The sequence below is a fragment of the Bacillus sp. FSL W8-0848 genome (assembly GCF_038007805.1).
GTDB lineage: Bacteria > Bacillota > Bacilli > Bacillales > Bacillaceae > Bacillus > Bacillus glycinifermentans.
Window position 1 is genome coordinate 3,852,096 of sequence record NZ_JBBOYB010000001.1, and the last position, 13,472, is coordinate 3,865,567.

Here is a 13,472-nt window from a genome sequence, read left to right on the forward strand (position 1 = left end):
TGTTTTATACTTTCATTTCGCGGGCACCTGCCGCTTTTCCGGCTGAACCGAATTCCCTCATTTTATTTTTCACCGTTTCCTTTACGGCGCCGATCCCAGGCGTCATATACGCGCGCGGTTCATATAAATCCAAGTTTTCCTTAAACATGGTTCGGGTTTTTTCGGTCCAGGCGACCATGCATTCGGTATTGATGTTGATTTTCGCATGGCCGAGCCTGATCGCTCTTGCAATTTGATCAGCCGGGATTCCCGAGGCCCCGTGAAGAACGAGCGGAACATCCGTCGCTTCCGAAATCTCCTCCATTTCCTTGAATCCAAGCTTTGGCTCGCCTTGATATTTGCCATGAACCGATCCGAGAGCGGCAGCCAGCGCATCGATATCCGTTTCTTTGACAAGGCGGATACATTCATGCAGGTCGGCGTATTTCACCCCGCCGATAAGGCCGTCTTCCATACCGCCTACCGTCCCTACTTCAGCTTCAACCGAAACGCCGTATAGCCGGGCATATGACACGACTTCTTTCGTCATGGCAATGTTTTCGTCGATCGGAAAATGCGAACCATCGATCATCACTGAACTGAACCCCGCGTCAATCGCCTGTCTGCAGCGTTCCGCACTGCTTCCGTGATCAAGGTGCAGCACGACGGGAACTGTAATCGACAGCTCTTCAACGAGCGCGCCGACCATGGCGGCAACCGTTTTGAATCCGCCCAAATAATCGATTAAGCGATCTGAGGCGGCCGCAATGACGGGTGAGCGTTCCTCTTCCGCCGCCTGTAAAATCGCCTTTGTCCACTGAAGGCCGTTAATATTAAACTGTCCGATTGCATAATGCTGTTCCTTTGCTTCTGTAAGAAGCTCCTTCATGGAAACGAAAGCCACGTTCACCCCTCCTTCTCGTGTTACATCTTAAAGTATTTTGAAACGACATCAACTGTTGTTTCCTTTGCGGTTTTAATCGTTTCTTCAGCGCTCATCTTATAATATTCCGGCCTGAACAGTTCAACAGAGACAACGTCTGAAAAGCCGATTTCTTTTAACGCGGATAAGTGTGCATCCAAATCAATGGCTCCCTGTCCCGGCCAAACACGGTCTTCATCTCTTAAAAAGCCGATCGGAAAATCCTCCGTGTCATCGATATGATAAATGAAGATTTTCTTGCCGTCCGCCTTCTTCAAATCCTCAAGACTTGAGCCCATTGCATGGAAGTGGAAGCTGTCAAACACAAGCCCGACATTATCACGGTTTACGGTGCTGACGATGTCATAAGCCTGTTTGAAAGTATTGACCGTACATTCCGGATGCCCGACAAACTCAAGAGCAATCTTAACGCCGTACGGCTCAGCGATGTCTGACAGCTCTGTCAGCACTTCGACGGAGCTTGCTTTAATATCTTCTTTTAAGATTTTTTGTTCGGTGACAAGCGGTACCGCGACCACGTATTTCACACCAAGCGTTTTGCATGTTTCCATCATGCCTTTAAATTCTTCGATGATTTCACGGTGCCCTTTTTCATCGCGATTGTTGAAAAAGACAAGCGCATTCAAGGCCAGCGGCTTAATATGATGAGTTTGAAAATACTTGGCTAACTCTGAGAGAGAATGGTCTTTTAAATACTCAGGCAGCTTATCCATCGTCCGGATTTCGATATAATCGTATCCGTGCTTCTCACAGTATTCGAGATCCTTTGCAAGGTTTGAATTTTCCAACGTCGTTGCTTCATTAAAGCATAGCTTCATATTAGATTCTCCTTCTCTCATATCCTTGTGAAGATGAGTTCGGCAGGGCGCCGAACTCCAGGGGCTTAGCCTAATAGTTCTTGTTTCAATTTTTCAAGCATAAATCTGCTTGATTCATCCGCTCTTTCGTCGACCCAAGCAAAAACGGCATTAGTTGCAATTCCGTCGAACTTCATTTCTCTCAACTTTCTGAAAATCGTATCAAAATCGACCTCACCTTGACCAATGTCCAAATGCTGGTGAACCGTAACTTTTGCGTCAGGCGGATTGACGATGTAGCGAAGACCATGAGCCGCTTTATGATTATAGGTATCTGCAAATAAAACATGTGTGAGGCGGTCGCCGGCTTCGTCAAACATTGTCTCGATGTCGCCTTTGCCGTCATCATAGAAGAATGTATGCGCAGTCGAGTAGACAAGATTAATCCAATCCTTGTCAAGCGCGCGGATCATATCCATCGCACCTTTGTGTGTTTCAATAAAATCATATGGATGGGCTTGAAGATTGAGTTTAATGCCTTCTTTTTCAAAGATTGGCAGAAGCTCATCCATGGATTTGATAAATTTCTCTTCACTTGTTAAAGGATCGTATTTTGAACCGCTGAATTCGCTGTTCATCAAGTCGACTTCAAGCTCAACCGCAATTTCGATCGCCCTTTTCCAATTGCGCACGGCTGCCTGACGGCGATCTTCATCAGGACCTGCCCAGTGGTAAAGCGGAAGGAGCGATGAAAGCTTAACACCGGTATCTCTTAAAAACCGCTTGAGTTGTTTGATCTTTGCTGAATCGACTTTCGGATATTTATAGAATGGACAAAAATCTTCGCGCGGCGATAGTTCGATATATTCGTAGCCAAGCTCCGCCGTTTTATAGACCGTTTCCTCCAAAGTTAAATCATCACGATACATCGATGGATCCAATGCTAACTTCATAGTTTTCACTCCTCGAAAAGTTTTTATTTTTTAACAGTTGTAAACGTTTGATAGAATTCCGGTTTCTCCTGAAGCGCCACAGGTTCTTTCTGCCCGGATTCCTGGGCTTTTACGCAAGCGTCCGTTGTCACGGCGGCGATATAACCATCCCATGCATTCGGTCCGCTGACCTCGCCTTTCTGTTGAATCGAATCAATGAAGTCTTGAATTTCCACATCGTACGCATCCACAAAGCGGCGCTGCCAATCCATCAGGATATCTGTAGAGAATTTCCCGTCTTTTCTCAAAGAAATGCTTGACGGTTCAGGAAGCCTGATGATGCCGTCTTCCCCGACGATCTCACACTGAATGTCGTAGCCGTATTTGCAGTTGACATAGATTTCCGCATTAATAATGATCCCGCCTTTTGTCTCGATGACAACAATTTGCGGATCCCGTAAATGAGGAAGTGCATTTTTCGATTTTTTCGGATAGATCACTTGGACAGACTCATAATCATCATTGATCAGCCAGTGCAGGACATCGATTTCATGAACAAGTGTATCAACGACAGCCATATCCGTCGTGTAGTTTTCCGCTACAGACGGGTTGCGGTGCGCACAGTGGATCATCAGCGGCTCGCCGATTATCCGGTTGTCGATCGCTTCTTTCAGCTGGACGTAACCGCTGTCATAACGGCGCATAAAACCGACTTGCACGAGGCGTTTTCCCGCTTTGATTTCCTCTTCGACAATGCGCATGCATCCTTCGGCGGTTGTTGCGAGAGGCTTTTCGCAGAATACATGCTTCTTCGCTTTAATGGCTTTTAAGACGCTGGTCTCGTGAGCCGGTCCCCAGCTTGTCACTAAAACCGCATCTACATTTTCGGCTGCGATCAGGCTGTCATCATCCGGATAGACTTTGGCATTCAAGCTGTAGTCACTTACGACTTGTTGAGCTGCCTCTTGATTCACATCTGTAACCGCAACGATTTCTCCGCCGGCTAATTTATTCGTGATGCGGTTGATATGCTCTTTTCCGATTGCTCCTGTACCAATAACACCTATGCGTAATTTCATTGATAGCCACTCCTTCAAAAGTAGTTACATAATTTTTCTTGTTTGTCCTTGTTCAGCTTGAGCTGGCGGAGTTCCGTACAGTTCTTCCTGAATTTGTTCAAGCGATTTGCCTGATGTATTCGGTGCGAAAGCGAGCCCGATGATCATGCTGACAGTCACACACCCGAGGAGAATGGCAGCCATGAATCCAATGCCCATATTCGTGATAACCATCGGGACAAAAAGGCTCCAGGCTCCTATTGAGATACGAACAAGAAAGAACATCAATCCTTGTGCAGATGCACTGTACTCCGTAGGAAAGATCTCGCTGGCCCATAGTTGGTAGTTTGCCTGTTGTCCGGCTCCGTTGTTAATGCCGATCATCACGATAAACAGAACGAGAATCGGCAATCCTTCTGCCGGAAGCAAAAACAACGACCAGCCGATGACGGCCATTGATGCCGCAATACCAAAAACCGTCTTTCTATATTTGTCTGCGAAAGGCATGAATATAAAAGCGACGCCAAGCCCGGTGAAAATAAACAGCCCCATCTGCAGAATGTTTGCCATGTTTGCCGAAACACCGCCGACTTGCTGATAAATGTAAGGCATAAAGAATCCCATCACGCCGGCCGCGAGATTCCAGACTAAGTACACGCCCATTAAAAACAGAATGCTTTTTAAAAACTTAGGCTGAAGCAGATCCAAATAAGAAGTTTTGTGAATGACTTGCACCGTCTCGGATTTATCCTGCCAGGCGTCAGATTCCGGCAGTTTCATCCGAAGTACATAAGTGATCAATGCAATAACAAGCAGATGTGCAAAGACAATCTTATTGCCCAATAAGCCAAACCCGCCCAGCAATACTGACAGCAGGAGGACGACAACCGCTCCGGCAGCCTAGGCGACTTGGGCAACGCCGCAGTGGCGGGCCCTGTTTGTTCTCGGAGCATTCTCTGCGATAATCGTCCAAGAAGCTGTAATATCAGCTCCGACTGATAAACCGATGATAATGTAACCGCTTAACAAAATGGGGAAGTTGAAGCCGAATAAAACCAGACAAATCCCAAGCGCGTAAATTAACATGCTGTTCGTATAGACAGCCTTGCGCCCGATTTTATCAGCAAGAAATCCGCCGAGCAGCGCTCCGATTGCTGCTGAGATGGCGTTTGCGCTCAACGCGCCGAGCAGTCCGATCTGTGTATCCGTAAGCTTTAAATAACTGACCCATAAAGATAAACCGGCTGATCCTGCTACAATGGAACCCGCGTCGATGTAGTTTGCCAAAGCTGCTGCTATGGTTCGTTTATTGAATGGTGAAACTGCTGCATTTCCATTGCTCAATGTAAAGCCCCCTTAATTGGTTGCTGCGGGATTTAACAAATGACGGTCGATATATTTTCTGGCGATCAGCGCGTATTCAAGAGGATTTGCAACTTCAGGGTCCTGCTCGGCTTCTACTACGATCCATCCGGAATAGCCGTGCTTTAAAAGCATTTGATACACTTCCGTAAAGTCGATGCAGCCGTCGCCGGGAACTGTGAACATGCCTTGTAAAAACGATTGCCTGAACGATTTTCCTTCCTCTTTGCATTTCTTCATGACATTAAGGCGGGCGTCTTTAAAATGAACATGCTTGATGCGGTCAATATGTTTTTCAAGGATATTGATGTAATTACCGTCGGAAATATAGGCATGCCCCGTATCATAAAGAAGATGAACGAGCGTCGGATCAGTGCCTGCCATCAGGCGGTCGACTTCCTCTTCCGTCTGCACTCCCGTCCCGAGATGGTGATGGTAAACAAGCTTGAGCTGATATTCGCCGGCGATTTCCCCGAGATGATTCATCCCTTTGCAAAGACGCTGCCATTCTTCATCAGAAAAATGCGGCTTTTCTTTAAACACGTTCTTATCCAGTCCCTGAACACTGTACGTTTGTTCAGACACGACCGCAACATCCGCACGGACTTCTTTCAAGTACTGGCAGTGGGCCTTGAATTCTTTGGCAGCTTCCTCAATGCCGTCGCGGAGAATAAAGCTGCTGAACCACTTTCCTGCAATCCTTAAATTTCTCAGCTCAAGCTCTTTATTTAAAATCACAGGTTCCGGGAAAAAGCCCCCAACCTCTGTCCCTTGAAAGCCTGCAACGACGATATCGCTCAGCAAATGCTGAAGGGTATTGCCCGCTCCGATTTCCGGCATGTCATCATTCCGCCATCCTATGGGGGCGATGCCCCATAGAATTTCCGATTTGACCATCCTGGTGCCTCCTTTAATACTGCTTTGCAGATTCGAGCATTTTTTCTTTGGCTTCATACGCTTTTTGAACGCTTTCCTGTTCTGAAACCTCTGCAACACCTACGTGCCACCAGCTGTCATAGCCGTCCGTCATCGTCTTTGGCAGCACTTTCATTTCGATCAATGTAGAGACATCTTGTTTCTTCGCATCTTCAATTGCCGCTTTTAGCTCTTCGACCGTGTTGGCGCGGTACGTCTTGGCGCCGTAGCCTTCGGCAACCTTTGCATAGTCCACATTCAAAATCCGGTTATCCTCTGTTCTGAACTCGCAATAGTAGCTGCCGCTTCCATGGTCCATCTGCAGGTTATTGATGCAGCCGAAGCCTGAGTTGTCAAAGAGCAGGACATTGATTTTTTTGTTGTATTGAATGGCCGTAATCAGTTCGGAGTGAAGCATCAGAAAACTTCCGTCCCCAACCAGTGAATAGACTTCTTTATCCGGATGGGCCAATTTCAGGCCGAGCGCGCCCGATACTTCATATCCCATGCATGAATAGCCGTATTCCAAGTTGTACGTATTCGGCACGTTTGCATGCCACAACCGCTGCAGGTCGCCCGGAAGAGAGCCCGCTGAACAAATGACGACGCTGTCTGGATCAACCGTTTCATTGATGGCGAGCAATGCCGTTGTTTGCGGCAGTTCGGTTTGCAGTTCATCTGCATATTCGTTCATCACTTCTTGGGAGAAGTGGTTTTTAATTTCAGGCGTAAAGTTTTCGCGTTTAAATGTTACTTTGCTTAGGCGGTCGCGTTCAGCCAGCCATTCGTCTTTCAGCTCCTTGATGGTTGAACCGAACGCGCTACTGTAGCCTTCCAATAAGCCGTGCAGCTTGCCGAGCGACAGTTTCGCATCCGCGACAACCTGGAAAGCATCCAGTTTATAAGCCTGCATTCTGCTGACATTGATGTTCAAAAATTTTGCGTTGTCAAAGTCAAATGCCGTTTTGGAGGATGTTGCAAAATCGGTGTATCTCGTGCCGATTCCAATGATCAGATCGGCCTGGCGTGCGGCTTTGTTAGCTGCCAGTGTACCTGTGATCCCCATTCCTCCCAAATTGTTGGCGAAATCGGCTTCTACCGTAGACTTTCCGGCCTGGGTTTCAACCAGCGGAATGTTGTAAGCTTCAGACATCGCGATTAATTCGTCGCGTGCGCCGGAATACTTCGCACCGCCGCCGACTAAAATAAGCGGTTTTTTGCTTGATTTGATCAGCTCTGCCGCTCCCTTTAGCTCGCGTTCGCTCGGCTCCATGCGGTCGATGTAGTGAACGCGCTTCCGGAAGAAGCTCTCATCAAAATCAAATGCTTCGCCTTCAACGTCTTGAGAAATGCAAATCGTTGCCGGACCAGCTTTTGCAGGATCTGTCATCACTTCAAAAGCGCGGATCAAACTGCTCATCAACTGTTCGGGACGCGTAATACGATCCCAATACCGCGAAACCGGCTTTAATGCATCGTTTGTCGTGATCGCCGCACTGTATTCTTGTTCAACTTGCTGAAGAACCGGATCAGGCTGCCTTGTCGCAAATGTATCAGCCGGAATCAAGAGGACGGGGATGTTGTTCGCAAGCGCCGTACCTGCGGCGGCCACCAGGTTAGCCGCTCCCGGTCCAACAGATGTCGACACGGCATATATCTTCCTTCTCAGCATCTGCTTGCTGTAAGCCATTGCCGCATGCGCCATTCCCTGTTCATTTTTGCCTTGAAACACTTTTAAGCAGCCGGCATCCTGTTCAAGCGCCTGACCGATTCCAACGACGTTCCCGTGTCCGAAAATTGTGAAGATTCCTTCGACAAACGGTGTTTCTTCGCCGTCGAAATTGATATACTGCTGGTTCAAGAACTTAATTAACGCTTGTGCCGTTGTTAAACGTATTTTCTTACCCACAAACGATCCCACCTTTATTCGTTCTTTTTTAAGACTGTGCCGCAATAAGCTGTTCGATTTCTTCAACGGTCGGCATGGCTTCTGATGAGCTATGCTTGCTGACGACAATAGAGGCTGAGGCGCTTCCGTATTTCAAAGCCGTTTCGATTGTCTTTCCTGTCACGAGGCCGTAGATAAAGGCCGAAGCATACGAATCGCCCGCCCCGAATGTTTTCAAGACCTTTGTTTTATAGGCTTTTGCGCGGAAGACCTCACCCGATTTGCTGTAGGCGTATGAGCCGTCCACACCGTGCTTGATGACGACGAGGTCTGCAGAGTGCCCGAATAAATGCTGGACAGACTCTTTGTTGCTTCCCCGGCTCTTGTTTTCCATCACGTCAAATTCATCGCGCGTACCGATAACGATGTCAGACTGCTCGGCAACCAGCGTATAGTAAACCGAAGTCTCTTCCTGTGATGTCCATGTATACGGGCGGTAGTCAAGCTCAAATACGACTTTGACGCGATGTTTTTTCGCAAGATTCACCGCTTTTAAAACCGCTTCGCGCGACGGACTTTTTGCCAGCGCCGTACCGGAGACAAGGAGCATCTTCGATTTGGCGATGTAGCCTTCGTCTACCTCTGAAGGTTCGAGGTAAAGGTCTGCAACATCATCCCGGTACATTAAAATGCTGCACTCTTCGGGGCTTTTGATTTCGGTAAAGGCAAGACCCGCCTTATGCCCCTCTTTGTCAACGACCATTTGAGAGGTGTCGACGCCCGTTTTTCTCATATATGATTCTATAAATCTGCCATGCTGGTCATCCGGAATCTTGCCGATAAAGCCGGCTTTCAATCCCAACTTTGAGCTGCCGATCGCAATGTTGGCCGGCGAGCCGCCGACATATTTCGAAAACGTCATCGTTTCTTCCATCGGCCGGTTGTATTCGACAGCGTTCAAATCAATGCATGCGCGGCCGATCGCCACAATGTCAAATTCCTTCTCTTCGTTAAACGTATATTTCATCTTCAACAGCCACTCCTCGCCTGATTGTTAGCGTTCCAGGATCCATTCATGGTCTGGATCGTTATGAAACTTCCACTTGCGCACAGGTCCTGCCATGACATTTAAATAGTAGGATGTATAGCCGTCAGGAACCCCCACCGGATGATATCCCGCCGGCACGATGACAACGTTTTCATTCTCGACGGTCATCGTCTCGTCAATGGAGCGGTCATCCGTATACACGCGCTGGAATACAAAGCCCTGTGCAGGGTCAAGCTCATGATAGTACGTTTCTTCTAAAAACGATTCTTCTGGCAGATTGTCTTGATCGTGTTTATGCGGCGGATAACTGGACCAGTTTCCGCTTTCGGTGTAGACTTCGACGACCAAAAGGCTGTTCGCCGAAGGGTCTGAATCGGGAAGAATGTTATGGACGGTCCGTTTGTTGCTGAATTTTCCGCGGTGCTCAATGCCGTTGTCTTCCGCTTTAATCAATTTCGTCGGCAGCTGTTTTTCTGAAGGGGAATAACAAAGGGCGATCCTCGCCTGTGTAACCGCTGTCACTTCAAACGTGCGGTCATTTGACACATAGACGCTGTCCGTCGGTTTTTTTTCAAACACGCTGTCCCTCGTGCCGATGTTCTCAAATGTCACATCTCGATCAGACACCGTGATTTTTCCGGTAACCGCGACGATGCAGCATTCCTGTTTGTTTAATTCCTCCGAGTAGCGGGCGCCGGGTGCGAGATCGATGACTTTAAATTCCACATATTGAAGATCCGAATTTGACGTTTTGACTTCGTGTACAACCTTCACGCCTTGAGAAAGCTCAACCGCCTGCGGCTTGCGCAGCAAATGACTCATTGAAACAGCCTCCTTTTTATATCTTGAAACATGGACCGAACAGCGCGGGATTCACGCCGTTCGGAAATGATCTGTTTAGTTGAAATCAGGCGCCGGATATCTTGCAGTTACGACTTTTTTGCGCGTATAGAAATCGACGCTGTCTTTTCCGTTAGCATGCAGCGTTCCAAAGAACGATGACTTCCAGCCTGAGAATGGGAAGAATGCCATTGGAGCCGGAACGCCAAGGTTGATCCCGAGCATGCCCGCATCAATGTTTTCGCGGAAATAGCGGATCGCGTTGGAATTTGAGGTAAACAGGCATGCACCGTTTGCAAATTCAGATTTGTTGGCGATCTCAATCGCTTCTTTTAAGTTTTTCACGCGGATAACCGACAGAACCGGCGCGAAAATTTCGTCTTTCCAAATCGTCATATCGGTTGTCACATTGTCGAAGATCGTCGGGCCGACGAAATAACCTTCGTCAGATACGTTTCCGCGTCCGTCACAGACGAGTCTGGCGCCTTCTGCAATCCCTTTTTCGATATATCCGAGCGTGCGCTTTCTGTTTTCTTCGCGAATGACCGGGCCTAAGAATACACCGTCATCCAAGCCGTTTCCGATTTTGACTTCGGACGCTTTCTCAACCAATTTTTCCATAAATGCATCGGCGATATCTTCCTCTACGGTTACAACCGCACAGGCCATGCAGCGTTCTCCGGCAGAACCGAAGGCTGCGCCGATGATATTTGTCACCGTATCCTCCAGGTTGGCGTCGTTCAGCACAATCGTATGGTTTTTGGCTCCCGTCAACGATTGAACGCGTTTCAAATGCTCGCTTCCTTTTTTATAAACATACTCTCCGACCGGTTTGGAGCCGACAAATGAAATTGCTTTAATTTCCGGGTGCTCCAAGATGCCGTTGACGACATCATGCGCGCCGTATACCACATTGAATACGCCTTTTGGAAGTCCGGCTTCTTCAAACAGCTCAACCAGCTTCTCCGTCAACAGCGGCGTGCGCTCGGACGGTTTCAAAATAAACGTGTTTCCTAAAGCAATCGCCATCGGGAACATCCAGCACGGAACCATCATCGGGAAGTTGAACGGGGCAATTCCGCCGACGACACCAACCGGATAGCGATAGTTTGCCGCTTCAACGTCAGTTGCGATCGTTGCGAGCGAATCACCCATCATTAAAGACGGAGCCCCCGCGGCAAATTCGACATTTTCGATCCCGCGTCCCACTTCGCCAAGCGCTTCTTTTGTGTTTTTTCCGTTTTCGATCGTGATCAGGCGGGCAAGCTCTTCTTTATGCTGAGTCAAAAGCTGGTGATAGTTAAATAGGATTCTCGCCCGGCGCGGCACGGCTATTTTCGACCAAGTTTTGAACGCTTCCGCCGCTGTTTGGGCGGCGTATTCTATATCCTCCCGCGTGGAGATCGGCACCTGGCACAGTACTTCTTTCGTTGCAGGATTGACGACATCTTCGTATTTATCGGTTTTGCTTTCAACCCATTCGCCATTAATATAGTTTCTTAACTTTCTGATTTCTGCCATTCTTATAACCTCCTTAATTATTAATCCTCTGGTACAGATAGGGCGTCATAGACGGCATGCATGACCGATTCGAAAAAAATTAAACGCTTACAAAAAAACAACTAACTTCGCTACAATAAAAGAACCGAAAACGATATGTAAAGCCTTTTTAAGCTCAACATTTCATAAAAATTATCACGTTTTGGTCACTTCTTGGTTATATTCTAATCCGATCATACCCATAAGTCAATCATTAAAAAAATAAATTTTTCCTTGAAAATCTTAGTATAATATATGTGTAATAATATGGAATACAGCCAATCCTTGCAAAAAATAATCACCAATGTTATCATTTCTTAAGCAATTATTGATTAACTCTTGGTTTTTATCTATATTTTAATTAAAGATTCCATGAAGGAGATTTTAAAATATGAAATTGATGCGGATAAAGGAGATGGAAGAGTATATTTTGACAAATGGCACCGTTTCATTAGACGAACTGTGCCAGGTCTTTAATGTTTCTAAAAACACGGTCAGACGCGATATCAACAAATTGACTGAGAAAGGGGTTATCAAAAAGGTATACGGCGGCGTGACGGCGATTGAAAAAACGGTTTTGATCCCTTTCGAAAATCGCACAATCCAAAATAAAGACGCCAAAACGAAAATCGCACATTACGCTTCACGGTTTATCGAAGATCACGATCTCGTCTTTATCGATTCCGGGACGACGACGCGGTCCATTTTAGAAACGCTTGATCCAAATAAAAATGTAACCGTTTTAACGAACAGTCTTGATATTATCAATGCCGCGGCAGCCTTGAAAAACATAAACCTTATTATCATCGGCAGCAACTTTAAGCGGAAAACGCAGTCCTTTGTCGGGATGGATGATCCGGGGACATTGGATAAATACAACATCAACAAAGCCTTCATGTCGGCCACAGGAGCAACTTTGACACACGGGCTGACAAACTCCGATTTGCTCGAATATGAAATCAAAAAGAAGATTTCTGAAAAAGCAAAGGAAGTCTATTTGCTGGCTGACCACTCCAAATTCGGCAAATCAACCTTGCTGACGTATGCGCGCTTTGACAGGCTGCACGCCATTGTAACATCCAAGCCTCTTGATGAGGATTACAATCAGTTCTGCCAAGAGCATAAAATTGAAATCCATCTTGCATAGCGTTTATAGTGAAAGAGAACAACTTGGCCGGCCGGGCCGGTCAAGTCTGTCTATTAATTTTTTGGAGGGGAAACGATGAAAAAAGTAAGAATGGGCAAGTCTGATCTTCACGTATTTCCGATCGGTTTGGGAACAAATGCAGTCGGCGGCCATAACCTCTATCCGAACCTGAATGAAGAAACGGGAAAAGAACTGGTTAGGGAAGCGCTCAAAAACGGCGTGACGATGCTGGATACTGCATACATATACGGAATCGGCCGTTCTGAGGAGCTGATCGGTGAAGTCCTCCGCGAATTCAACCGCGAAGATGTTGTGATTGCAACGAAAGCGGCTCACAGGAAAGAAGGAAACGATTTTGTCTTTGACAACTCTCCGGCATTTTTGAAGAAGTCTGTGGACGAGAGCTTACAGCGTCTGCAAACAGATTACATCGATCTCTTCTACATTCACTTCCCAGACGAACATACGCCGAAAGATGAAGCCGTCCAAGCGCTCAACGAGCTGAAAAAAGCGGGGAAAATCCGGGCGATCGGCGTCTCCAATTTCTCTCTCGAACAGCTTAAAGAAGCGAATAAAGACGGACTTGTTGATGTTTTCCAAGGCGAATACAACCTGTTGAACAGGGAAGCGGAAACGACCTATTTCCCGTATATCCAGGAGCATGATATTTCGTTTGTTCCGTACTTCCCGCTCGTATCAGGACTGCTCGCAGGTAAATATACAGAAGACACGACATTCCCTGAAGGCGACCTCCGCAGGGAGATGGAACATTTCCAAAGCGACCGTTTTAAAGAAAATATCAGAAAAGTGAACGAGCTGGTCCCGATCGCTGAGAAGCACAATGTTGACATCGCTCACGTCGTATTAGCCTGGTACCTTGCAAGACCGGAGATTGACATGTTGATTCCGGGAGCAAAACGCGCAGACCAGCTGCTGGATAACTTAAAAACGGCTGATGTCAAACTGTCTCAAGACGATATCGATGACATCGACCAATTGTTTGCAAAATAAACATTTAAAAAAC

At 47.1% G+C, this 13,472-nt stretch carries 11 protein-coding genes and 1 pseudogene; 2 read left to right on the plus strand and 10 right to left on the minus strand.

What is annotated here, in order from left to right; all coding sequences use genetic code 11:
* Window positions 1-4: 4 nt before the first annotated feature.
* The 10 genes and pseudogenes from fba to iolA all read right to left on the minus strand — a co-directional run bounded on the left by fba (window position 5) and on the right by iolA (window position 11,283).
* A complete protein-coding gene (gene fba / locus NSQ39_RS20190; RefSeq protein WP_046130524.1) occupies window positions 5-883 on the minus strand; it encodes a class II fructose-1,6-bisphosphate aldolase in 879 nt (292 codons plus the stop codon).
* A gap of 20 nt (window positions 884-903) precedes the next feature.
* Complete coding sequence (iolI, locus tag NSQ39_RS20195) at window positions 904-1,740, minus strand: 2-keto-myo-inositol isomerase (RefSeq protein WP_175075944.1); 837 nt, start codon at window positions 1,738-1,740, stop codon at window positions 904-906.
* Window positions 1,741-1,805: 65 nt separating this feature from the next.
* Window positions 1,806-2,672: a sugar phosphate isomerase/epimerase family protein gene (locus tag NSQ39_RS20200; RefSeq protein WP_175075943.1), complete on the minus strand. Its 867-nt coding sequence runs from the start codon at window positions 2,670-2,672 to the stop codon at window positions 1,806-1,808.
* 23 nt (window positions 2,673-2,695) lie between these two features.
* On the minus strand, window positions 2,696-3,730 hold the full coding sequence (locus NSQ39_RS20205; RefSeq protein ID WP_175075942.1) for a Gfo/Idh/MocA family protein: 1,035 nt from the start codon (window positions 3,728-3,730) through the stop codon (window positions 2,696-2,698).
* Window positions 3,731-3,754: 24 nt separating this feature from the next.
* Window positions 3,755-5,053, minus strand: a pseudogene (locus tag NSQ39_RS20210) (MFS transporter).
* A gap of 12 nt (window positions 5,054-5,065) precedes the next feature.
* Window positions 5,066-5,968: a myo-inosose-2 dehydratase gene (gene iolE / locus NSQ39_RS20215; RefSeq protein ID WP_046130528.1), complete on the minus strand. Its 903-nt coding sequence runs from the start codon at window positions 5,966-5,968 to the stop codon at window positions 5,066-5,068.
* A gap of 13 nt (window positions 5,969-5,981) precedes the next feature.
* Entirely contained in the window at window positions 5,982-7,895 is a 1,914-nt protein-coding gene (gene iolD / locus NSQ39_RS20220) for a 3D-(3,5/4)-trihydroxycyclohexane-1,2-dione acylhydrolase (decyclizing) (RefSeq protein WP_341016745.1), read from the minus strand.
* A 28-nt stretch (window positions 7,896-7,923) separates the two neighbouring features.
* Complete coding sequence (iolC, locus tag NSQ39_RS20225) at window positions 7,924-8,901, minus strand: 5-dehydro-2-deoxygluconokinase (RefSeq protein WP_046130530.1); 978 nt, start codon at window positions 8,899-8,901, stop codon at window positions 7,924-7,926.
* 27 nt (window positions 8,902-8,928) lie between these two features.
* The gene (iolB, locus tag NSQ39_RS20230; protein WP_046130531.1) at window positions 8,929-9,744 is read right to left on the minus strand and encodes a 5-deoxy-glucuronate isomerase; all 816 of its coding nucleotides are present in this window, start codon (window positions 9,742-9,744) and stop codon (window positions 8,929-8,931) included.
* Window positions 9,745-9,819: 75 nt separating this feature from the next.
* Window positions 9,820-11,283: a methylmalonate-semialdehyde dehydrogenase gene (gene iolA / locus NSQ39_RS20235; protein ID WP_046130532.1), complete on the minus strand. Its 1,464-nt coding sequence runs from the start codon at window positions 11,281-11,283 to the stop codon at window positions 9,820-9,822.
* Window positions 11,284-11,692: 409 nt separating this feature from the next.
* Between iolA and NSQ39_RS20240 the strand changes: the two genes are divergently transcribed.
* Together NSQ39_RS20240 and NSQ39_RS20245 are read left to right on the plus strand one after the other, a co-directional pair.
* Window positions 11,693-12,448, plus strand: coding sequence for a DeoR/GlpR family DNA-binding transcription regulator (locus NSQ39_RS20240; RefSeq protein ID WP_046130533.1), 756 nt, complete (start codon window positions 11,693-11,695; stop codon window positions 12,446-12,448).
* A gap of 75 nt (window positions 12,449-12,523) precedes the next feature.
* Window positions 12,524-13,459 (plus strand): aldo/keto reductase, encoded by a 936-nt coding sequence (locus NSQ39_RS20245; protein WP_046130534.1) that lies wholly within the window; start codon window positions 12,524-12,526, stop codon window positions 13,457-13,459.
* Window positions 13,460-13,472 lie beyond the last annotated feature (13 nt).

Excerpts from the sequence above, each read along its gene's own strand:
- iolI (WP_175075944.1), bottom strand. The coding sequence starts at position 1,740 with ATGAAGCTATGCTTTAATGAAGCAACGACGTTGGAAAATTCAAACCTT.
- NSQ39_RS20200 (WP_175075943.1), bottom strand. The coding sequence starts at position 2,672 with ATGAAGTTAGCATTGGATCCATCGATGTATCGTGATGATTTAACTTTG.
- NSQ39_RS20205 (WP_175075942.1), bottom strand. The coding sequence starts at position 3,730 with ATGAAATTACGCATAGGTGTTATTGGTACAGGAGCAATCGGAAAAGAG.
- iolE (WP_046130528.1), bottom strand. The coding sequence starts at position 5,968 with ATGGTCAAATCGGAAATTCTATGGGGCATCGCCCCCATAGGATGGCGG.
- iolC (WP_046130530.1), bottom strand. The coding sequence starts at position 8,901 with ATGAAATATACGTTTAACGAAGAGAAGGAATTTGACATTGTGGCGATC.
- iolB (WP_046130531.1), bottom strand. The coding sequence starts at position 9,744 with ATGAGTCATTTGCTGCGCAAGCCGCAGGCGGTTGAGCTTTCTCAAGGC.
- iolA (WP_046130532.1), bottom strand. The coding sequence starts at position 11,283 with ATGGCAGAAATCAGAAAGTTAAGAAACTATATTAATGGCGAATGGGTT.
- NSQ39_RS20240 (WP_046130533.1), top strand. The coding sequence starts at position 11,693 with ATGAAATTGATGCGGATAAAGGAGATGGAAGAGTATATTTTGACAAAT.
- NSQ39_RS20245 (WP_046130534.1), top strand. The coding sequence starts at position 12,524 with ATGAAAAAAGTAAGAATGGGCAAGTCTGATCTTCACGTATTTCCGATC.